Annotated in this window: 12 protein-coding genes and 1 tRNA gene; 6 read left to right on the top strand and 7 right to left on the bottom strand. The window is 72.5% G+C overall.

What is annotated here, in order from left to right:
- Positions 1-46: 46 nt before the first annotated feature.
- The gene (locus AC4BEG_RS28250) at positions 47-844 is read right to left on the bottom strand and encodes a ferritin-like domain-containing protein (RefSeq protein ID WP_490702541.1); all 798 of its coding nucleotides are present in this window, start codon (positions 842-844) and stop codon (positions 47-49) included.
- 245 nt (positions 845-1,089) lie between these two features.
- The gene (locus AC4BEG_RS28245) at positions 1,090-2,139 is read right to left on the bottom strand and encodes an LLM class F420-dependent oxidoreductase (RefSeq protein ID WP_490702540.1); all 1,050 of its coding nucleotides are present in this window, start codon (positions 2,137-2,139) and stop codon (positions 1,090-1,092) included.
- A gap of 127 nt (positions 2,140-2,266) precedes the next feature.
- Here AC4BEG_RS28245 and AC4BEG_RS28240 point away from each other — a divergent pair, with 127 nt between their 5' ends.
- Together AC4BEG_RS28240 and AC4BEG_RS28235 are read left to right on the top strand one after the other, a co-directional pair.
- On the top strand, positions 2,267-3,247 hold the full coding sequence (locus tag AC4BEG_RS28240) for an aldo/keto reductase (protein ID WP_490702539.1): 981 nt from the start codon (positions 2,267-2,269) through the stop codon (positions 3,245-3,247).
- Positions 3,244-5,793, top strand: coding sequence for a helix-hairpin-helix domain-containing protein (locus AC4BEG_RS28235; protein WP_490702538.1), 2,550 nt, complete (start codon positions 3,244-3,246; stop codon positions 5,791-5,793). The genes AC4BEG_RS28240 and AC4BEG_RS28235 overlap by 4 nt, the downstream gene beginning before the upstream one ends.
- Positions 5,794-6,063: 270 nt before the next feature.
- Here AC4BEG_RS28235 and AC4BEG_RS28230 read toward each other — a convergent pair whose 3' ends face one another.
- On the bottom strand, positions 6,064-6,729 hold the full coding sequence (locus AC4BEG_RS28230) for a hypothetical protein (protein ID WP_490702537.1): 666 nt from the start codon (positions 6,727-6,729) through the stop codon (positions 6,064-6,066).
- Positions 6,730-6,776: 47 nt separating this feature from the next.
- Between AC4BEG_RS28230 and AC4BEG_RS28225 the strand changes: the two genes are divergently transcribed.
- A complete protein-coding gene (locus AC4BEG_RS28225; protein WP_014059547.1) occupies positions 6,777-6,965 on the top strand; it encodes a DUF5703 family protein in 189 nt (62 codons plus the stop codon).
- A gap of 117 nt (positions 6,966-7,082) precedes the next feature.
- Here AC4BEG_RS28225 and AC4BEG_RS28220 read toward each other — a convergent pair whose 3' ends face one another.
- Both AC4BEG_RS28220 and AC4BEG_RS28215 read right to left on the bottom strand, forming a co-directional pair.
- On the bottom strand, positions 7,083-7,961 hold the full coding sequence (locus AC4BEG_RS28220; protein ID WP_490702536.1) for a chaplin: 879 nt from the start codon (positions 7,959-7,961) through the stop codon (positions 7,083-7,085).
- A gap of 385 nt (positions 7,962-8,346) precedes the next feature.
- Entirely contained in the window at positions 8,347-9,684 is a 1,338-nt protein-coding gene (locus tag AC4BEG_RS28215) for a M20/M25/M40 family metallo-hydrolase (RefSeq protein WP_490702535.1), read from the bottom strand.
- A gap of 251 nt (positions 9,685-9,935) precedes the next feature.
- Between AC4BEG_RS28215 and AC4BEG_RS28210 the strand changes: the two genes are divergently transcribed.
- Positions 9,936-10,023 (top strand) — tRNA-Leu (locus AC4BEG_RS28210).
- A gap of 87 nt (positions 10,024-10,110) precedes the next feature.
- On the opposite strand, the gene AC4BEG_RS28205 is transcribed toward AC4BEG_RS28210, so the two are convergent.
- A complete protein-coding gene (locus tag AC4BEG_RS28205) occupies positions 10,111-10,239 on the bottom strand; it encodes a hypothetical protein (protein ID WP_490702534.1) in 129 nt (42 codons plus the stop codon).
- 299 nt (positions 10,240-10,538) lie between these two features.
- Here AC4BEG_RS28205 and AC4BEG_RS28200 point away from each other — a divergent pair, with 299 nt between their 5' ends.
- Both AC4BEG_RS28200 and AC4BEG_RS28195 read left to right on the top strand, forming a co-directional pair.
- Positions 10,539-11,411 (top strand): DMT family transporter, encoded by an 873-nt coding sequence (locus AC4BEG_RS28200; RefSeq protein ID WP_490702533.1) that lies wholly within the window; start codon positions 10,539-10,541, stop codon positions 11,409-11,411.
- 257 nt (positions 11,412-11,668) lie between these two features.
- A complete protein-coding gene (locus AC4BEG_RS28195; protein WP_490702532.1) occupies positions 11,669-12,220 on the top strand; it encodes a hypothetical protein in 552 nt (183 codons plus the stop codon).
- Positions 12,221-12,382: 162 nt separating this feature from the next.
- On the opposite strand, the gene AC4BEG_RS28190 is transcribed toward AC4BEG_RS28195, so the two are convergent.
- A complete protein-coding gene (locus AC4BEG_RS28190; RefSeq protein WP_490702531.1) occupies positions 12,383-20,803 on the bottom strand; it encodes a type I polyketide synthase in 8,421 nt (2,806 codons plus the stop codon).
- Positions 20,804-20,949 lie beyond the last annotated feature (146 nt).

The raw sequence follows: 20,949 nt of genomic DNA, 5'->3' as shown, positions 1-20,949 counted from the left end.
CGGCAGCCCTCCGAGGGGCTTGCCCGGGGCCCGCCCGGGGCCTGTCTCAGGCGAACTCGCGAGCCTCGGAGGCATTGGTCGAGGGGCCGCCCAGGGCGTCCCGCCGCTCGGGCATCCGCAGCGTGACCATACGCCGCCAGCCGCCCAGCCGCTCGACGCCGTACATGGCGTGCACACCCGCCGCCAGCACCGCGGCCTTCGCCGTGGACCAGCCCAGGATGCGCCCCATATGGGACATCACGGCGAGGCTCACATCCCGGTAGACCTCGATCTCGGCCAGCGCGCTCTCCCGCAGCGTCCGCTGGATGGTCCGGCCGTAACCGGCGGCGGCCAGCCGCAGCAGTTCCTCATGGCAGTAGGCGAGGTGGTTGTCCTCGTCGTTCGAGATCATCTGCACCGCGCGGCCGATCACCGGATGGTCACCGAAGTACTTGCGCAGCATCAGCATCTGGGCGGAGGCCCGCTGCTCGGTGACCCGGCTGTGCGCGAGATAGACGACGATGTCGTACTCGGTCAGCATCTCGTCACGGCGCAGCTTGTCATGGGCCAGCCCGATGCCACGCGCCTCCAGCAGCATGGTGTAGTCGGTCTCGCGGGGGACCTCCATGGGCTCCAGTCCGCGCTTGCGCAACAGAGCGTTGAAGATCCGGCCGTGTTTGTCCTCGTCGGCGCCATGCCGGGTGATCTTGGGCGCGAGGGCACGCTGACTGTCGGGCACGAGGGCGGCGATCCGGCCGTTCTCCCAGCCCCCCTGGGCCTCGCCGCTGGCCGCGATGGAGCAGAAGAGCCGGAACGACTCGTCGTTGTCGAGGATCTCCTGGAAGACGCCTTTCGCCGAGATCATCTCTGCCACCTCCGTGCGCTCCGTGCACGACATTCGCGCAGAAAAAGTCAAATGCCGGGTGTGCGCAGCGGCAACAGGGGAGGGGTCCGGCTCGTCCGTACGGGCGATTCCGGAGAAGACCGGGCGGGCGTAACCAGCCGGGGGCACAGGCGTTGTGCACAGTGACGGCCGTGGCGGGGAAGACCCCCGAGCCCCCACCACGGCCGCAGGACTTTTTCGGCGGCCTTACGCCGGTCCGGGCGGCCTTACGCCAGCCCGGCCCGCTCCAGCGCCTCGACGCCCGCCCGCAGACCGGCGAGTCGCTCCTCGAGCGTGAAGCCCGCGGGGGTCAGCGACAGGGTGGTGACCCCGGCCTGGGCGTACGCCTGCATACGGTCGGCGATGCGCTCGACGGGGCCGATCAGCGAGGTGGAGTCGATCAGCTCGTGGGGCACGGCCGCGGCGGCACCCTCCTTGTCGCCGCTGAGGTACTTCTCCTGGATCTCGGCGGCCTCCTTCTCATAACCCATGCGCTGCGCCAGCTTGTTGTAGAAGTTCTGCTTGGCGCTGCCCATGCCACCCACGTAGAGCGCGGTGTACGGGCGGAAGTGGTCGGCGAGGCCGCGGACGTCATCGCCGACGGCCATCGGGACGGTGGGCACCACATCGAAGCCCTCGAGGTCCTTGCCGATCTTGGCCCGGCCCGCGCGCAGCGAGCCGAGGGTGGTCTCCTCGGCGTGCTCGGGGGCGTAGAACAGCACCAGTGCGCCGTCGGCGATCTCGCCCGTCTGCTCCAGGTTCTTCGGGCCAATGGCCGCGATGTACAGCGGGATGTACTCGCGCACCGGGTGCACGGTGAGCTTGAGCGGCTTGCCGGGGCCGTCGGGCAGCGGCAGCGTCCAGTTGTCGCCGTCGTGCGTGAGCCGCTGGCGCGACATGGCCTTGCGGATGACCTCCACGTACTCACGGGTGCGGGCGAGCGGCTTGTCGAACCGCACGCCGTACCAGCCCTCGGAGACCTGCGGGCCCGAGACGCCGAGGCCGAGGCGGAAGCGGCCGCCGGAGAGGGTGTCGAGGGTGGCGGCGGTCATCGCCGTCATGGCGGGCGTACGGGCCGGGATCTGGAAGATGGCGGAGCCGACGTCGATGCGCTCGGTCTGCGCGGCGACCCAGGCGAGCACGGTGGCGGCGTCCGAGCCGTACGCCTCGGCCGCCCAGCAGACCGAGTAACCGAGCCGGTCGGCCTCGCGGGCGACCGCGAGGTTGTCCGCGTCCATCCCGGCACCCCAGTAGCCGAGGTTGATTCCGAGCCTCATACCGCACCTCTTACTGATCAGTAACGTCCCTGTTCCGGGGACTCTAGCGCGCGGGACCGCGATACGTCAGGGGGAGGTTATCCACAGGCTGCCACGGCTCGCTTTCCGGCCAGTAATCTCGATGTTCATGGAGCAAAGGCACCTCGGCCGCACGGGCCTGCGCGTCTCCCGGCTCGGGCTCGGCACGCTCACCTGGGGGCGGGACACCGACGAACACGACGCCGCCGACCAGCTCAAGGCGTTCTGGGAGGCGGGCGGCACACTGATCGACACCGCGGATGTGTACGCGGACGGCGGCGCCGAATACCTCCTCGGGCAGCTGCTGGAGGGGCTGGTGCCCCGGCGCGACCTCCAGATCGCCACGAAGGCGGGCAGCGTGCCCGATCCCGACCGGCGCTTCGACGGCTCGCGCGGCCATCTGCTGGACGCGCTGGACGCCTCGTTGGAGCGGCTGGGCACGGACTATGTCGACCTGTGGCAGGTGCACGCCTTCGACCCGGTCACCCCGCTCGAGGAGACCCTCCAGGCACTCGATATCGCGGTCAGCAGCGGGCGGGCCCGATATGTGGGCGTCTCCAACTTCTGCGGCTGGCAGCTCGCGAAGGCCGCCACCTGGCAGCTGGCTTCGTCCGGCGCCCACACCCGGCTCGCCAGCACACAAATGGAGTACTCCCTACTCCAGCGCGGCGTCGAGCGCGAAGTGCTGCCCGCCGCCCTCGACCTGGGGATCGGTCTGCTCCCCTCGTCACCGCTCGGCCGGGGCGTACTGACCGGGAAGTACCGCCATATGACCCCGGCGGACTCCCGCGGCGCCTCCGAGCTCGCGGCCTTCGTCGCGCCGTATCTCGACGAGGAGGCGAGCCGCGTCGTCGAGGCCGTCGCCATAGCCGCCGACGGACTGGCCACCACCGCGCTGCATGTCGCCCTCGCCTGGGTCCGCGACCGTCCGGGCGTCGCCGCGCCGATCGTCGGCGCGCGCAACGCCCAGCAGCTGAGGGCGGCGTTGTCGGTGGAGACCCTTAGTCTTCCGGACGAGATCTGCCAGGCGCTCGACGATGTGTCGGCGCCCGTGCACCGCTATCCCGATCAGGACTGGAGCACCCTGTGAGTACCGACCGCCTCGCCGGCGAGGCCGCATCCGCGCCCGAGGAGGCCGACACGACCCCGCGGACGACCGCGCCGGAGGCCGGGCAGGCCGGGGACGCCGGTGGACGGGCGGAGCCGGGGACGGAAACGGGGGCGGAGCCGGGGGGTTCGGAGTCCGCCACCGTCCGGGAGACCTCGGCGGCCGGGGGCGATGCCTCCGCGGGGACGGATGAGCCGGGAGAGGACACGCCAGCGGCCCCGGACAGGGAGGACGCCCATGGGGCCGCGGCGGCGTTGGGTGACCACGGTCCCGCCGCGGCCGCAGGGGGCGAGTCCCCGGAGGGGGCGGATGCGCACACCGGCGCGGAGGCCGACGCCGAGGGCTCGCCGAACCCGCCCGTCAGGGCCGAAGCCACCACACCGGAGCCGGAAGGCACCGGTGCCGCGGCCGGAGCGGCAGCCGGGACCGATTCCGGAACCGCCGCTGCCGCCGCAACAGCGGGCAAGGGGCGGTCGGCTGCCGCCGAGGCGCTGGCCGCCGCGGTGCGGGCCGTGGAGAGCGGTGAGCGGTCGGCGGCGTCGTTCTTCAACGAGCCCGCTCCGACCCGCCGTCCGGCGCCCAGCCCGGCGCCCGCCGCCGCGCCCCGACCCCAGCAGTCACGTCCTGACGCCCCCGGTGGCGGGGGCGTCCCGGCCGACCCCGGCCCGAGTGGTGTGGTCCGGGCGGCACCCCGGCCGGTGCGCGGGCCGGACGGCGAGATCGCGGGGGCTGCCGACGTCCGGCAGGTGCTCGCGGCGGGCGGGGCACCCGAGACGCTGGCCGGGCGAGTGGCAGAGGTACTCGGCGAGCGGGCGGCCGAGGCGCTGCGCGAGGACCCCTGGCTGCTCCTGGCGGTCCCGGGGGTCCGCCACGACCAGGCTGACGGCTTCGCGCGCGCCCTGCTCGGCCCCGACTGCCGACCGGACGACGAGCGCCGTGCGCGGGCGCTCACCGGCTGGCTGCTGGAGCGCGCCGCGCTCGAGGGCCACACCGCACTCGAGTCCGGTGCGCTGTCCGCCGCACTCGCCAAGGTGTCCGTACCCGACCCGGACGAGGCGCTGCGCACCGTGATCGCGGACGGCGAAGTGCTGGTGTTCCAGGACGCGCTGGACACTCCAGGAGCCGCCCGCCCCGCCACCGCCGACGCCGAGGAGGGCGCCGAACAGCCCGTCCGGGTCCTGCTCGGCCTGGACCGCTACGCACTGGCGGAAGAGAGCCTGGCCGACGGTCTGGCCCGGGTGGCCAGTACCTTCACCGGGCCGCCGAGCCCCCCGGAGGGATCGGCGGACGGCGCAGAGGCCGGTGAGCCGGGCACCGGTGAGCCGGGCGCGCCCGACTGGGAGAAGGCTGCCGCCGCCGCTCCGTCCCCCTCCGCCGCCGAGTTGATCCGCACCGTGGGGGCCCACGGCCTGGTCACCCACAGCGGTGGTGAGGCGGCCCGCGCCGAACCGGCGGCGCTGGTCGCCGCCGCCCGCGCGATGGGCCTGCGGGCGTATGCGGCGACGCACAGCGAGAACGGCAGACGGCGCCTGGCCGCGCTGATCGACACCGACCCGTCCGGTGCCGCGGCGCCGTCGGCCGTCACCGTCGCGGGGCTGCTGTCCGGCGGTGAGGGCCCCGGCCGCGACGAGGAGGGAGCGCTGGCGCTCAATCTGCTCGCCGTTCTCGACGCGCCGCAGCTCGATGTGGAGACGGCGGCGATGCTCGTCGAGTCACTGCCGGACGGCGCACGGCTGGTGCTGAGCGGGGATCCCGGGGTCCTCTGGTCCGCCGGGCCGGGCCGGGTCTTCGCGGATCTGCTGGCGGCCCGCCGCTGCCCGCAGGTCGTCTCGCGCACCCCCGACCCCGGGCCGATCGGCGAACTGGTCTCGGGGATCGGCATCGGCGAGCTGCACCAGGTCGAGGCGCCGGGCAAGGATGTCGTGATCGTGCCCGCGCGTGACGCGGGTGAGGCGGTGCACCGTACCGTGCAGTTGGTCGCGGACTCGGTGCCGCGCGCGATCGGCGTTCCGGCTGAGCAGACGCAGGTGATCACCCCGGGCCACGGCGGCGCCGCCGGGACGCGTGCGCTGAACAGCGCTCTCAAGAATCGGCTGAACCCCGGCCCCGGCCGGTTCGGCGGCTTCGACCCGGGCGACCGTGTGGCCTACACCCCGGCCCCGGGCCGCACCGTGCTGGCCACGGTGGTGTCGGCGGACGCCGACGGGCTGCGGCTGGACTGTGCGGGCACACCCGTGGTGGTGGGGCGCGAGGAGGTCGGCGAGCTGCTGCGGCACGGCTGGGCGATCACCGCGCACCAGGCCGCCGGATCGCGCTGGCCCGCGGCGGTCGTAGTGCTGCCGGGCGACGCGGCGTCCGCCCTGACCCGGGCCTGGGTCTACACCGCGTTCAGCCGTGGCGAGCGCCATCTGTCCGTGGTCCACGGCGTGGATGCGGCGCTTCCCCGAGCGGTGGCGGAGATCCCGTTCAAGGACCGCACCACCCGCCTGCGCTCTCTGCTCGAGGCTCAGGTGCCACCGGCGGGCTGACCGGAGACACCCGGGTACAGGCGCCGTGCACCGGAAACGGACGACGGAGCCGGGCGGCAGGCCGGGGCGCCCGGCTGCCCGGCGCACGGCTTCCACCCCGATCGCGGGGCGAGGCTGGGTTCCGGCCGGGCACGCTGCCGTGCAGGGGCGCGCGATGACGCGGCGGACGCCCCCCACGGCAACTCAGGCCCGGCCTACCCGGCCTCCCCAAAACGCGGAACCCAGGAAGACAGGCCGGGACCAACGGCCCCCGCGCCCCGGGAGCGCGGCTCAGCCTCCCGGGCCCAGCACCTCGAGGTCTTCCTCGCCCTCCTCGTCGAAGACCGAGCTGACGTCGAAGCGGCAGACCACCAACTCCGGGTCGGCCTGATCGAAGGGGGCGGACAGCCACTCCCCCGGTTCGGCGGGCTCCTCCGCGGCCGCCACCCACAGGGTGGAGTCGCCCTCCTCCAGTCCGAATTCCTTGTGCCGGGAGGCGATCTCATCCGGCTCGAATTCGCCGAAAAGCACCCCCAGCGCGGCGTGAACGCTCTCCCCGACGGCGGCCGGTTCGCCGCCCAGCCGACCGTTTCCGGTGGCGGAGTCCGGATCGAGGTCGGCGATCCGCTGGGCCTGCGAGAGCAGACGCTGCGGTTCGGCGATCGTGTAGTCCCTCCGGATCAGCACGTTCAGCACGCTGGGCTCGTCCGGTCCGGCATAGGCCGGCAGCGCGTCGTCCCCGGGGATCTCGAAGGGGGTGACCTCGTCGTAGGCGTCGTAGAGCAGTTCGTCGTAGACCTCGGCTGCCGCTGCCAGTTCGTTGAACGCGGCATACACGGCTGGGTCTGCTTCCCCCGACCGGCGTTCGACAGCGTCGAGGTGACGATCCAGTGCGGCTTTCACCGCTTCGGCGGCGGCGCGTACCTCGGCAGCGGATGGCTGCGCAGCATCAGACATAGTGCAGACGCTATCCGTAGCAGGGCAGTTCCCGCACAATAGATGCGATGCCGGAATATGAATTCTGCGACGTGTATGTGCCGCGTGGGGTCTCCCGCAAGGCGACTACCCGCCTGCTCACCGACCATGCCGAATACGGACACTGGGAGTTGGATCGTCTGAGACTCAACCCCGACGGCAGCCGCAGGGTGCGGCTGCGGCGGCGGATCATCCGCCAGCTGCGCGCCACCTGGTAGGGGCAGCGGAACAGGGAGCGGGCCCCGCGCCAGCGCGGGGCCCGCCGAGAGTCACATCGCCCTCACACCGCGTGGTGCAACGTGGCGATATGTGATGCATGACGCACGGAGCGTGGGTCAGCGCCGTGCCGTACGGGCGCGGCGGTAGAGCACCGTGCCCGCGAGCAGCATTCCGGCGGCGGCCGGAATGGCCAGATCAACCGGTCCGGCACCGGTGTGGGCCAGCTGCTCGTCGCCCGCGAGGTGGGAGCCACCGAGGTTCGACGACGGGTTGGGCCCGTGGACTCCGGTCTGCTCCTGGCCGCCGGGCTTGTCCGAGTCATCGCCGGGGTTGTTGTCCCCCGGGTTGTTCGGCTGACCGGGGTTGTTCGGCTGCCCCGGGTTGTTCGGCTGACCGGGGTTGTTGGGCTGCCCCGGGTTGTTCGGCTCACCGGGCTCGTTCGGCTCACCCGGGTTGTTGGGCTCCCCCGGCTCGTTCGGCTCACCGGGCTCGTTCGGCTCACCCGGCTCATTGGGCTCACCGGGCTCGTTCGGGACCGCATCGACCACACCGCAGTCGCCGCCGTCCGTGGAATTCCCGACCGCGGCCACCCCGATGTTGTTCCCGCAGGCATTGACCGGAACGTGGACCGGCGCCTGGACATTGTTGCCGGAGCCGATCCCGGACGATCCCTCGGTGCCGCCCTGGGCCTGGGAGCCGCTGGTCGAGCTGGAGCCGCCGGAGCCACCGGAGCCGCTGCCCGAGCCGCTGGCCCGCTCACCACCACAGCCCCCGCCACCGGCGCTGTTCATCAGGCCGATGACGGACACCGTGTTTCCGCACACGTTCACCGGCACGTGGACCGGCGCCTGGATGGAGTTGCCCGACACGATCCCCGGCGAGTTCGCGGCACCGCCGTCCGCCCCCGAGCTCGCGTGGGCGTAGCCACCGGTCACGGCCAGCACGCCGCTCGCCGCCACTACGGTGATCAGGCCCTTTTTCGCAACCTGTCGCATAACTTCTCGCTCCCCTGCCTTCCGTCCCGGCCGGGATGCGCGCGGGCGTCTCCGCCCGCACCCCCATGCCCGAGCCGCTCCGGAGCGCGTGGCACGCCCTCCGGAGCCACCCGGGATCACATCCCGGTGGACCGTGACCCAATGTCACATGATCGATGCGGTAGTTGCCGAAGGCGGGGCACTGCCCCCACCCCCTTTTCGGCATCGCGGCCCCTGTCACGAGCCGCACACACCATGTAACGAGGAGGGAGCAATCAAGCTATCAAGCTACGACAGCATTCACTCTTTTCGGTTCTTTCGGTATGTGTGATCGATTAGGCCGAACCGGTGCGAGGGAGTAACCCCGTCGGCGTTCGCACCGGTCACAGCCGTGATCAGCAAGTGATCAGCAGGCGTCCAGGAACCGGTCCAGCACCCTCACGCCAAACTTCAGCCCGTCCACCGGCACCCGCTCGTCGACCCCGTGGAACATCCCGGCGAAGTCCAGCTCCGGAGGCAGCCGCAGCGGCGCGAAGCCGAAGCAGCGGATGCCGAGGTCGTCGAAGGACTTGGCGTCCGTACCACCGGAGAGGCAGTACGGCACGGCGCGGGCGATCGGGTCCTCGGCCTTCAGCGCCGACTGCATCGCGTCGACCAGCGCTCCGTCGAAGCTGGTCTCCAGCGCCTTGTCCGCGTGCACATCCTCGCGCTTGACCCGCGGGCCGAGGATGCGGTCGAGGTCGGCGAGGAACTCCTCCTCGTGCCCCGGCAGGAAGCGCCCGTCGACATGGGCGGTGGCGTGCCCCGGGATCACATTGACCTTGTAACCGGCGCCGAGCATCGTCGGCGAGGCCGTGTTCTGCAACGTCGCTCCGATGAGCTTCGCGATACCGCCGAGCTTGGCGAGCGTCTCGTCCATGTTCTCCGCGTCGAGCGGGATGCCGAGCGCGTCGGACAGCTCGTCCAGGAACGACCGCACGGTCTTGGTCACCCGCACCGGGAACTTGTACCTCCCGAGCCGGCCGACCGCCTCCGCAAGCTCTGTGATCGCGTTGTCGCTGTTGCTCATCGAGCCGTGCCCCGCGGTGCCGTCCACCGTGAGCCGCATCCAGTGCATGCCCTTCTGGGCGGTCTCGATGAGGTACAGCCGCAGCTCCTCGTTGACGTCGAAGGAGAAGCCGCCGACCTCGCCGATCGCCTCCGTCACGCCCTCGAAGACCTCGGGGTGCTCATTGACCAGATGACGCGCCCCGTAGACCCCGCCCGCCTCCTCGTCGGCGAGGAAGGCCAGCACGATGTCGCGCGGGGGCTTGCGGCCGGTGCGCAGGCGGTCGCGTACGACCGCGAGCGTCATCGCGTCCATGTCCTTCATATCGACCGCGCCCCGGCCCCAGACACAGCCGTCCACGATCTCTCCGGAGAAGGGGTGGTGGGTCCAGTCCTCGGCTTGGGCCGGCACCACATCGGTGTGGCCGTGGATGAGCAGCGCCGGACGGGAGGGATCCTCGCCCTCGATCCGCGCCACGGTCGAGGCCCGGCCCTTGTGCGATTCGAAGATCTTGGGCTCGAGCCCCACCTCGGCCAGCTTCTCGGCGACGTACTCGGCTGCCACACGCTCGCCGGGGCCGGAGTGGTCACCGTAGTTACTGGTGTCGATCCGGATCAGATCGCGGCAGAGGTCGACGACCTCGTCCTCACCCCTGACCGCACCGGCCGTCGTCGCGTCCGAAAGCGACTCACTCACGCTGCCTCCTCCTGTTCACTGCCGCGGGGCACCGCCCGCACCCGGGCCGGCCCGCGACGGGGTCCACGAGCCATACTCCCTCGCCCGCCCGTCCAGCCCAAGGCGGCAATACGGTCGTCATGCCCCTGCACACGCTCCGCCGCCCCGGCGGGAGCCGTGCAGGGTGGGCGAGCACGTGTGATCGAGCACGCCCGGATGTTTGCTATGGTTTCCACGTCGGAACGGCCGCGGGCCGGGACGGCAGACACCTGGTCCGGGTGGCGGAATGGCAGACGCGCTAGCTTGAGGTGCTAGTGCCCTTTATCGGGCGTGGGGGTTCAAGTCCCCCCTCGGACACCAGACGAGACCCCTGTTCATCAGGGGTCTTTCGCCTTTCTGAGCTGTGACATGACCAACCACGTGACCATGGCCCAGTGAATCCCCAGGTCAGACCAGGGACGACAGGCCGAGTCGGCCCGCACCGGAGGCGGCCAGTCGGCGCGCTCCGTCCTGACGAGAGTGGCCGTACCGGGCCATGGTGTAGCCCGGCGAGTGGTGCCGGACGTTGGCGCCCACCTCGGTCCCCCTGGTCCCTGCCGGAGCCCGCTTCGCGAACGGCCACCTCGTCGAACGCCCCGAGGCCGTAGCAGCCTGACGAAGATGATGCCCCGGCCCGACCACCAGGAAAAGCAGTCCCATCCGCCGAAGCGGCCACGCTAGGGTTCCGCCCATGCGCTTCATGATCTTGCCGCCGCCCGTCCGCTAGCGGGCGGCGCAGACCAGTCCCGACCCTGGCCACACAGCTGCCGGGGCGATGGATGCCGCCCGCACACCAAGCGGACCCCATCCGGCTATCCATCGTGGAGACGCACCACATGATCACGCATGCCTTCACGCCGCTTCGGCGTGGCCTGCTCTCCGTTTCCGCCGCCGCAATCGCCTGGGGTGCCGGCGGCGCGGCAGCACACGAACTCTTCCGTACCAGCGGCCTCGGCCCCATCGCCGTGTCGTTCTGGCGCTTCGCCATCGCGGCAGCCGTCCTGACCGCCCAACGCTCGCGCGAACCTGCCGGCGTCCGGACCACGCCATGCCGACGCACCGCCGTGTTCACCGGCGTCGCTCTGGCGGCCTATCAGACGGCCTACTTCGGTGCCGTCCGGGACGCCGGGCTCGCCCTCGGCACCATGGTCGCCCTTGGCGCGAGCCCGATCCTGGTCAGCGCCGGAGCACACGTCTTTCTGAAAGAGAGGCTCACCAAGCGCGGCACCGCCGCGATCGGGACCGCGCTGCTCGGCCTGCTGCTTCTGGTCGCGCGCCCGGTCTCCGGGCCCCGCCCCGTTGTGGGCATCGCGCTGGCCCTGCTCTCCGCCGTCGGCTACAGCGCCGTCACCTTGCAGGCCCGCCGCACCGGGAAAGCAACCACAGACGCGGTGACTTGGAGTGCAGGGGCAGTGTGTCTGTTTCCCTTGGCGCTGGTCCAGGGAGTCTGGCCACGCGCTGAACACGTCGGCGAGTCCACCGGCTGGCTCATCTTCCTCGGTGTCGTGCCGACCCTGCTCGCCTACCGCTGGTACTTCTCCGGGCTGATCACGGTCCGCAGCACCACCGCGGCCGTGCTCGTGCTCCTCGAACCCGCCACAGCCGCGCTCCTAGCCGTCCTGCTCGGCGAGCAGATCAGCACGCTCCTGGTACTCGGGTCGGTCCTGCTGCTGACAGCCATCGCCATCCTGGCACGCGACAAATCCTGAGCTCGCGGCCCTCGCCCCCGCTCGGCCGGCGAGGGCCACCTATCCGAACTGATCCACAGTTCTTGACAATTGCTCGTCCGTCACGCCTACGAACTGGCCCATCGGGACGCATCCGCGGAAGAACGCAGCGCAGTGCGATTCCAACTGCGGACGACCGTACGAGCAGTCGGAGTAATCTCCGGCCGGTGATGTGAGACAGAGCCGCCTCTCAGCACAGGCTGAGGGGCGGTTCGCTCCTCCGGAGAGGATCAGAATTCATGGCCGAAGCAGCCTCGTACGCGATCCCCACCAGCGTCTTGGAGTCGCTGGCGGCCTCAGGAAGGCGGCTCGTACTCGACCGGCGCCGATCAACCGTTTGGGAGGTCGAGACGCAGCAGGGCCGGTATGCCGTCAAGCTCGGCTATGCGATCAAAGCAACGAGCGAAGGGGAGGCCCAGGAGTGGACTGCCCTGGCCCCCGGCCGTGAGGGCGCAATCTTGCAGCACCTCGACCGGGACCACGTCAGTTATGGCGACTGGGAACACGGCACCTGGAACGTCCAGCCCTGGCACCAGGGCAGCAGCCTCTACGACCTTTGGCAGCCGCACCCCGCCGAAGGGGCCTCGTCAGAGCCCGACCCAGGTGAAGCAGTGTCGTGCGCGGAAGCCGTAGCCGCGTTGCACGCCGCAGGGTGGGCGCACGGGGACATCCAACCCGCGCACCTGATCATCAGCGATGAGGGAACGGCTCTCATCGATCTCGCGCTGGCCCATGGCGGAGACACCCACGCCGCGGCCGAAGTCTGCAAGGAACTGAGCAGCGGGCGGTGAGCCCCATTGATCGCCCCGCCCAGCGGACGAGCCCGCGGTGGTGGGCTCCCGGGCCGGGAGGCGGTGGAGTCGGTCGAGGTGGCTGACGCGGGGACGTCGGGCGCGAGGACGGCGGGTGCGGGGGACGGAGGCGTCCACACCCGCGCCTCTCCCGGGACGGCCTCAGGCCGGGCCGGCCCTCAGCCACTCGTGGATGGCGAGTGCGGTGGTACGGGCGTGTTCCTCCAGCATGGTGAAGTGGTCCCCGTCCACCGTGACCTCGGCGTGCGGCAGGCTCCAGTCCGGGGCGGGTTCGGCGCCGGGCAGTAGGTCCCGGGCTCGTACGTACAGGGTGGGACAGGCGAGCGGCGCGGGTTTCCAGTCGCTGAAGAGGTCGAAGTATCCGGCCATGGCGGTGAGCCGGTCGAGGTCGGCAGAGGCGAAGTCCGCCGCCCGGCGCAGCATGTCCGACGTCATCGCGGAGAGCTCCTGACCCCGGTCGCCGTGACCGGGGGGATAGGTGTCCATCAGGACGACGGCCGCCGGGGCGGCGCCCTCGGACTCCAGACGCTCGGCCACGGCATGGGCCACCCAGCCACCGGCCGACCGCCCCAGCAGTACCAACGGGCCTCCGGCCGCGGCCGCGCGGACGGCGATGGCCTGGGCGGTGACGAGAGCATCCAGTGTGGCGGGCAGAGCCTCTCGGGGCTCGAACCCCGGGTGCCGCAGCGCGGAAACCGGACGCAGCCCGCGCAGCCCGGCGCCGAGGCGCGCGTACTCCCGTGGTCCGGACACCGCGCTGAACGCGGGGGAACAGACCAGCCGGGCTCCCGTGCCGCCCGCCGTGAGCATGACGGGTTCGTGCGTCGCACCGGGCGCCCCGGTCCTGTCGAATACCGGGCGCAGGCGCGCGGCGATGGTGAGGAGCACCATGCCGTCCCAGCTCTCTCCCCGGGCACATGTGGCACGGAAGAGTGCGCCCAGGGAGTCCGGGGCTTCCCCGGCGTGCGGGGCGTCGGCGGCCTGCACCCCGGGGTCCGGCGGAGCGCCTGCCTCCGGATTGCCCTCCGCTCCGTCGTCCGCCGGTCGGCCCGGGGAGCCCGGAGGGCCGACGGCCGCAGGCCGTGCCGGGCCGTCGGACGTGGCGCCCGCAGCAGGTGCCTCGGCGGCGTACCGCCGCGTCAGTTCGGTGGCGAGCGCGCGCGGTGTCGGGAAGTCGAACAGCAGCGTGGACGGCAGTGCCAGCCCCGTCCATGCCGCGAGCTCATTGCGTAGCTCGACCGCGGCCAGGGAGTCCAGTCCCAGGTCCGCCAGCAGGGCGTCCTCGTCGATCTCGCTCGCCCCCTCCACGTAACCCAGGACGCGGGCCGCCAGGGTCCGGACCTTGGTGAGCAGCACCCCGCCCTGCTGGCCGGGGGAAGCAGCCGCCAACGCCCGGCCGAGTCGGTTGCCGCCCCTGTCGCCCGCGTCGGCAGCAGGGGTTCGGAGCGGGTTCGCCGCCGGGTCGCTGCCGCGGAGAGCGGCCGGGGCGAGGCGGGCCGCCACCACCACGGGTTCGTCACCGGCCACGGCGGCGTCGAAGAGGGCCAGACCCTCTTCCGGTCCGAGCGGGCCGAACCCGGAACGGGCCATCCGCTGCCGGTCCGTGTCGCCGAGGTGCGCCATCATGCCGTCGTCCTGCCGCCAGGGGCCCCAGACGATCGACGTGCCGGGCAGTCCGAGCCGACCGCGGTGTCGCGCCAAGGCATCCAACACGCAGTTGGCCGCGGCGTAGTTGGCCTGGCCGGCGGAGCCGAAGGTGCCCGCCACCGAGGAGAACAGCGCGAACACGGCCACGTCGTGACCGCGGGTCAGTTCGTGCAGAGCGAGCGCGGCGTCCGCCTTGGGGCGCAGCACCCGCCTCAGGCGGTCGGTGGTGAGCGCCGTGACGACGCCGTCGTCCAGCACCCCCGCGGTGTGCACGACGCCGGTCAGCGGGTGGGCCGCCGGTACCGCGTCGAGCAGGGTGGCGAGCGCGGTCCGGTCCGCGACGTCACAGGCGTGAACGGTCACTTGGGCACCCGCCTCACGCAGCTCCGCGACGACTTCCCGGGCCCCCGGAGCGTCCGGCCCGCGTCGGCCTGCGAGCAGCAGATGACGGACGCCGTGGACGGTGACCAGGTGCCGCGCCACCAGCATGCCCAGGGAACCGGTGCCGCCGGTGACCAGGACTGTGCCCTCCGGGTCGAGCGGCCGTCGCTTCCGAGGCTCCGCTACCGCCGTGGCCAGTGGCACCAGCTTCGGCACATACGCCGTGCCCCGGCGTACGGCTGCCTCCGGTACCGAGGCGGCCAGCAGGGCGGGCAGGGCGCTCCAGGAGTCGGGGTGTTCGTCCACGTCGATCAGGGCGAAGCGGTCCGGGTTTTCGCTCAGCGCCGAGCGGACCAGTCCCCACACCGGTGTGTGCAACGGTACGCCGGACTCGCCATCACTCCCGCGGCCCGCGGCACCGTCCGTGGAGGAACCGTCGTCGGCCGACGTGACGGCACCGGACGTCACGAGGACGAGGCGGGAGCGGGACAGGTGCGGTTCGGCCAGCCACTCCTGCACGAGCCGCAGCGCCCGGTCCGCTGCCCGCAGCAACCCGGCAGCCTGGTCCTGCGCGCCGCCGGTCGGGTCGAGCGGTGGGCACGGTGCCACGACGACGGCCGACGACGCGTCGCACTCCGCCGGGCCGCGGTACACCGGGACGCCGGAACCCGGCGGCGCGAGGGCGTCCACCAGCCGTGTGCCCGCCGTGCCCAGAACCCCCCAGCGGGGCATCGCCACGGGTGCGGGCGGCTCGGTCAGCGGCACCCAGTCCGTCCGGTGGAGCGCACCGGTGACCGCGTCCGCCGTCGCTGAGCCGGTACGCGGCAGGGGCCGGAGCGTCAGCGAACGGACCGTCGCCACCGGTGAGCCCGTCTCGTCCGTCAGCTCCACTCCGGTCTGCCCATCGGGCCCGGGGGCCACTCGTACCCGCAAGCGCTGTACGCCGGTGGTGTGCACGCGCACTCCGCTGAAGGCGAACGGCAGGGACAACCCGCCGGCCGCCGGACCGGCTGCCCCGGAGCCGTTGGGGACAAGGCCGTCCAGGGCCAAGGCGTGCAGCGCCGCGTCGAGCAGTGCGGGATGCAGGACGAACTCCGGGCCGTCCGCCTCCGGGCTCGGCGCTCGGGCCGCTTCGGGCAGCGCGACGTCGGCGTACAACTCCTCCCCGTGCCTCCAGGCGGCGCGCATGCCCTGGAAGGCGGGACCGTAACGCAGCCCGTCGGCGGCCAGTTGCTCGTACGGTCCGGTCCCCGGACCGTCGGCATGCAGGGGCACCGCCGCCTCCGGCGGCCAGGACGCGTGCGGCCGGGGCACGCCGCCGGGACCGGCGGCGGCCGCTTCCCGGTCCGCGGGCGGCTGCGCCGGCGAAAGCGTGCCGACGGCGTTCCGAAGCCAGGGCCCATCACCCGCCGCGGTGTGCGGCCGGGAGTGGAAGAACACGGCCCGCCGTCCCACGTCGTCCGCCTCCGCCACCTTCACCTGCAAGGCGACAGCGCCTTCCGAGGACACGGGCAGCGGCGCGGTCAGGACGAGCTCGTCCAGGACGGCAGCGCCCGCCAACTCACCGGCGTGCAGGGCCATATCGACGAAGGCGGTCGCCGGCAGCAAGATCTCCTCAGCCACCACATGGTCGGCAAGCCACGGCTGGTCGTGCACCGAGAGCACCCCGCTCAGCAGCAACCCGTCGTCGGCGGCCGTGCGGGTGTACGACCGCAGGAACGGATGGGCGGGCTCGGCCGTCGGGAACGCGGGCGGCTGCTCCGGGGCGGTCTCCAGCCAGTACCGGCGACGCTGGAAGGCGTAGGTGGGCAGTGCGACGCGCCGCCCGCCGCGCCCGGCGAAGACGGCCCGCCAGTCGACGGGCACGCCGTGGGCGTGCAGCGCGGCCAGCGTGTCGAGCAGGGCGTCCGCTTCCGACCGCGTCCCGCGCAGAGTGGGCAGGACCACCGGTGCCGGGCCCCGCTCGCCGCCACCCGCCTCGCCCGCGTCCGGACCGGCCGGGGCCGGATCGTCCGCGTCCGCTCCGGACGCGGCGAGGCAATCCCGTACCAGGCCGGTGAGCACCCCGTCCGGCCCCAGTTCGACGTAGTGTGCCGCGCCTCGCTCACCCAGGTGGGCCACCGAATCGGCGAAGCGGACCGGACGGCGGACATGGTCCACCCAGAACTCCGCTGTGCACAGCTCCTCGTCGGTGGCCGCCCGGCCCGCCACTGCGGTGAGCAGAGGCAGCCGTGGCGCGGCGAAGGACAGCCGCCGGACCACGTCCGCGAAGTCGGCCAGCATGGGCTCCATCCGAGCGGAGTGGAAGGCGTGGCCGACCCGCAGCGGCCTCACCGAACGGCCCCGCTTCCGGAAGTACGCGGCGGCCTCCCGCACCGCGGCCTCGTCGCCGGAGACGACCACCGAGGCAGGCCCGTTGACCGCGGCGATCTCCACCGCGCACCCGGTCTCGGCGAGGTGGGCGGCCACCTCGTCCGCGCCGGCGGCCACCGCCGCCATCGCGCCGCCCGCGGGCAGCGCGTCCATCAGCCGGCCCCGGGCCGCCACCAGTGTGCACGCGTCCGCGAGGGACAACACCCCGGCGACATGGGCTGCCGTCACCTCACCCACCGAGTGCCCGGCCACCGGACCGGGGTGTACCCCCCATGCCTCGAACTGCCGGAACAGGGACGTCTCCAGGGCGAAGAGCGCCGGCTGCGCGAACCGGGTCGTCTCCAGCAGCGCGCCCGTCTCCGTACCGGGCCCGGCAAACATCACGTCCCGCAGGGGCACCGGCAGCAGCGGGTCGAGCAGGGCACAGCACTCGTCCAGCGAACGGGCGAAGGCCGGATGCAGATCCCGCGACTCGTACAGTTCACGGCCCATACCGGCGCGCTGGCTGCCCTGGCCGGTGAACAACAGGGCCGTCGGACCGTGGTGGCGGGCCGTGCCCGTGTGCACTCCGGGCCGGCCGTCGTCCTCCGCCACGGCCCGCAGGGAGCCGAGCAGTTCGGCACGGTCCCTGGCCACCACCACGGCCCGGTGCTCGAAGGCCGCACGCGTGGTGGCGAGCGAGTACCCGAGGTCCACCAGGGACGCGTCGGGGTCGGAGACCACATGGTCGTACAGCCGTCGTGCCTGGGCCCGCAGCCCCAACACGCTCCTGGCCGACACCGGAAAGGCTGTCGTACTTTCCCGCACCGCCGCCCCGGGCCCGACGCGGCCGCTTGCGGCCCCGCCGTCCGCCACGGCGGGCGGTGCGGCAGGCGGTGCGGCCTCCCCGTCGCCCGGAGGCTCTTCGAGCACCACATGGGCGTTGGTGCCACTGATACCGAAGGAGGACACCCCCACCCGGCGCCGGCGGTTGGTCGCAGGCCACTCCACCGCCCGGGTCAGCAGCGCGATCCGCCCCGGCGACCAATCGACACGGGGGGTCGGCTCGTCGGCGTGCAGCGTGCGCGGCAGTACGCCGTGCCGCATCGCCTGCACCATTTTGATCACGCCGGCCACTCCGGCGGCGGCCTGGGTGTGACCGATGTTCGACTTCACCGAGCCCAGCCGGAGGGGACGCTGCCGCGCGTGGCGCCCGTACGTCGCGAAGAAGGCCTCCGCCTCGATGACGTCCCCCAGCCGGGTGCCGGTGCCGTGCGCCTCCACCGCGTCGATGTCCCCGGGATTCAGCCCCGCGTCCGCGAGCGCCTGCCGGATCACCCGCTGCTGCGCCGGTCCGTGCGGTGCGGTCAGCCCGTTGCTCGCCCCGTCCTGGTTCACCGCCGAGCCGCGCACCACGGCCAGGACCGGAAGTCCGGCGCGGCGCGCCTCGGACAACCGGCTCAGCAGCAGCATTCCGGCGCCCTCGGCCCACCCTGTGCCGTCGGCGGACGCGCCGAACGCCTTGCAGCGGCCGTCCGGTGCCAGCGCCCGCTGGCGACTGAACTCCACGAACGACGAGGGCCCCGACATCACCGTGGCGCCACCGGCCAACGCGAAGGCACACTCACCCCGGCGCAGCGCCTGGGCCGCCAGGTGCAGGGCCACCAGGGACGAGGAACACGCTGTGTCCACGGTGAGGGCCGGTCCTTCGAGGCCGAAGGTGTAGGCGATACGACCCGAGGCGACGCTTCCGGCGTTGCCGAGGCCGAGGTACCCCTCGACCTGCTCGGGCGTCCTGGTCAGGCGGCGGGCGTAGTCGCTGTACATCAGCCCGACGTACACCCCGGTCGCCGAGGAGCGCAGAGTGGCGGGGACGAGACCGGCGTACTCGAAGGCCTCCCACGCCACTTCGAGCAGCAGCCGGTGCTGCGGGTCCATGGCCAGCGCCTCGCGGGGAGAGACGCCGAAGAAGCCGGGGTCGAAGCGGTCCGCGCCGGAGAGGAAACCGCCCTCGCGCACATACGTCCGTCCGGGGCGCCCGGGGTCCGGGTCGTACAGCGCCTCGGTGTCCCAGCCCCGGTCGGTGGGGAAGGGACCGATGGCGTCCGTCCCGTCGGCCACCAGCCGCCACAGTTCCTCGGGAGAGGTCACGTCTCCGGGATAGCGGCACGCCATCCCCACGATCACCACAGGATCGTCGTCCGACCGGGCCGCACTCCGGTCCACGGGCCCGGCACCGGCCGGCCCGGCGGCGTTCCGTTCCCCGAGGTGGGCGGCGAGCGCGGCGGCCGTGGGAAAGTCGAAGGCGACGGCCTCGGAGAGCGGCAGGCCGGTCACCGCCGACAGTCGCTCCCGCAGCACCGTCGCCGTCAGGGAGTCCATACCCAGGTCCCGCAGTGCCGTGCCCGGCTCCACTTCCTGAGGCGTACCGCCGAGCACGGCCGCCACCTCGCTCCGCACCAGGGTCAGCAGGTCCTCCGACGGCTTCCCGGCGGCCTCCACGCCCAGCGCCCGCGCGGGCAGGCCGGCGAGGTCCCACCGCACGATCTTCCCGGAGGCGGTACGGGGAAGGTCCGCCACCTCGAACAGCTCGACCGGCACCTTGAAGCCGGACAGTTCGGCACGGCAGGCGGCCAGGATGCGCCCCCTGTCCAGCTCACCGCCGGGCCCGGCGACCAGATAGCCGACCGGCACCTCGCCGAAGCCGGGGTGCGGGCGTCCGGTCACGGCGGCGTCCGCCACTCCCGGAAGCCGCCGCAGCACCGCCTCCACTTCCGAGGGATGGATGTTCACCCCGCCCCGGATGATCAGATCACTCGCCCGGCCGGTGACCGCCAGTTCACCGGAGGCATCGATCCTGACCAGGTCACCCGTGCGGAACCAGCCGTCGCGCAGTACCTCCGCGGTGGCTTCCGGTCTGCCGTGGTAACCGACCATGACCCCGGGCCCGCTGACCCACAGCTCGCCCTCGCCCGTGTCCTGGCCGTCGGAGCCCCCGCCGACCCGGACCCGGGTACCGGGCAGCACCCGGCCGCACCCCCCGGGCGCCATCGCCTCGCCCGGCGCCGCCATGGTGACCGGGCCCGCCTCCGTACTGCCGTAGTGCTCCAGATAGGGGACGCGGCAGATCGCCTCGAAGGACTCGCCGAACCCGGGCCCCGCCGCGGCACCAGCGCTGATGCAACCCCGCAGCGCGGAGGCGCCGAGACCGACACCGTCCTTGTCACCCTCCTCGCCCCGGACCTCGTCGAGCAGCGCCGAATACGTGGTCGGGACCCCGCCGAGCAAGGTGAACGAGCCGTCTCCACGGCGCAGTTCGCCGAGCACACCCGCCACCGAGAACCGGGGCAGCAGCACCGCGCTCGCCCCCACCGCGGTCACCCCGAGGAAGCACACCACCTGGCTCATGGCGTGATGGAGGGGCAACGGCCACAGCACGCGGTCCCGTTCGGACAGGCCCAGGACACCGACGAGGCCCGTCGCGACCGGCGAGAGGCGGTTGCGCTGGGTGGACAGGACGCCCTTGGGCACGCCGGAGGAGCCCGAGGTGTAGAGCAGCCAGGCCACTTCGTCCAGTGCGAGATCGTCCCGGGCCGCCATCCGCGGCTCCGTACCCGCCAACTCCTCGTACCGCAGCACACCGTCGGCGACCACGGCGGCCCGGCCCCCGGCCACGCCGGCCTCGTCCGCCGACTCCTCGGCGTCCGCGCACGAAGGCGAACTCCCGGCTCCGGCCCCGGCCTCGGCCCCGGCCCCGTCGTCGTCCTCGTCGTTGCCTTCGGCCACCACCATGGTCAGCCCGGTCCGTAGCGACAGCGTTCGCCGCCGCGTCAGGCTGGCGCCGTCGGTGATGAGCACCCGTGCCCCGCTGTCGTCCAGCAGGCGGGTCAGCTCCTCCTCCGAACTCCCGGGGTCCAGAGGCACGCCCACGCCACTCGCCCGGGTGACGGCGAGCAGGCTCTCGACCGCCTCGACACGGTTGCCGAACAGTACGGCCACTCGGTCACCGCGCGCCAAGCCGAGTCCGGCCAGGTGACCGGCCAGCCGTGCGGTCCGCCGTGCCAGCTCCCGGTAGGTCACGCGCCTGAGCCGGTCCTGGAAACTGACCTTGTCCCCGAGGCGACGGGCGTGGTCCTCGAGCAGTTCCGACAGCGGTTTGACGATGTCGGCGTGCGTACCCACCGCGTGACCTCCTTGAGACGACCCGTCGTTGAGGACGACGGCACGATCCACCTGGTTGCCCGCCGACGGAGGTGGCCCGCGCCGAACGATGGCTAGAACTTTCAAGTTCTTTCCCGCAGAATACGTTTGGCCTCAAACCACCCCGA

The organism is Streptomyces sp. JLBJ103 (assembly GCF_058215575.1).
The sequence above is the reverse complement of the archived record's forward strand: the minus strand, read 5'-3'. Positions and strand labels throughout refer to the sequence as shown.

Coding starts and splice junctions, on each gene's coding strand:
- AC4BEG_RS28240 (WP_490702539.1), top strand. CDS start 2,267: ATGGAGCAAAGGCACCTCGGCCGCACGGGCCTGCGCGTCTCCCGGCTC.
- AC4BEG_RS28250 (WP_490702541.1), bottom strand. CDS start 844: ATGATCTCGGCGAAAGGCGTCTTCCAGGAGATCCTCGACAACGACGAG.
- AC4BEG_RS28220 (WP_490702536.1), bottom strand. CDS start 7,961: ATGCGACAGGTTGCGAAAAAGGGCCTGATCACCGTAGTGGCGGCGAGC.
- AC4BEG_RS28225 (WP_014059547.1), top strand. CDS start 6,777: ATGCCGGAATATGAATTCTGCGACGTGTATGTGCCGCGTGGGGTCTCC.
- AC4BEG_RS28195 (WP_490702532.1), top strand. CDS start 11,669: ATGGCCGAAGCAGCCTCGTACGCGATCCCCACCAGCGTCTTGGAGTCG.
- AC4BEG_RS28200 (WP_490702533.1), top strand. CDS start 10,539: ATGATCACGCATGCCTTCACGCCGCTTCGGCGTGGCCTGCTCTCCGTT.
- AC4BEG_RS28230 (WP_490702537.1), bottom strand. CDS start 6,729: ATGTCTGATGCTGCGCAGCCATCCGCTGCCGAGGTACGCGCCGCCGCC.
- AC4BEG_RS28245 (WP_490702540.1), bottom strand. CDS start 2,139: ATGAGGCTCGGAATCAACCTCGGCTACTGGGGTGCCGGGATGGACGCG.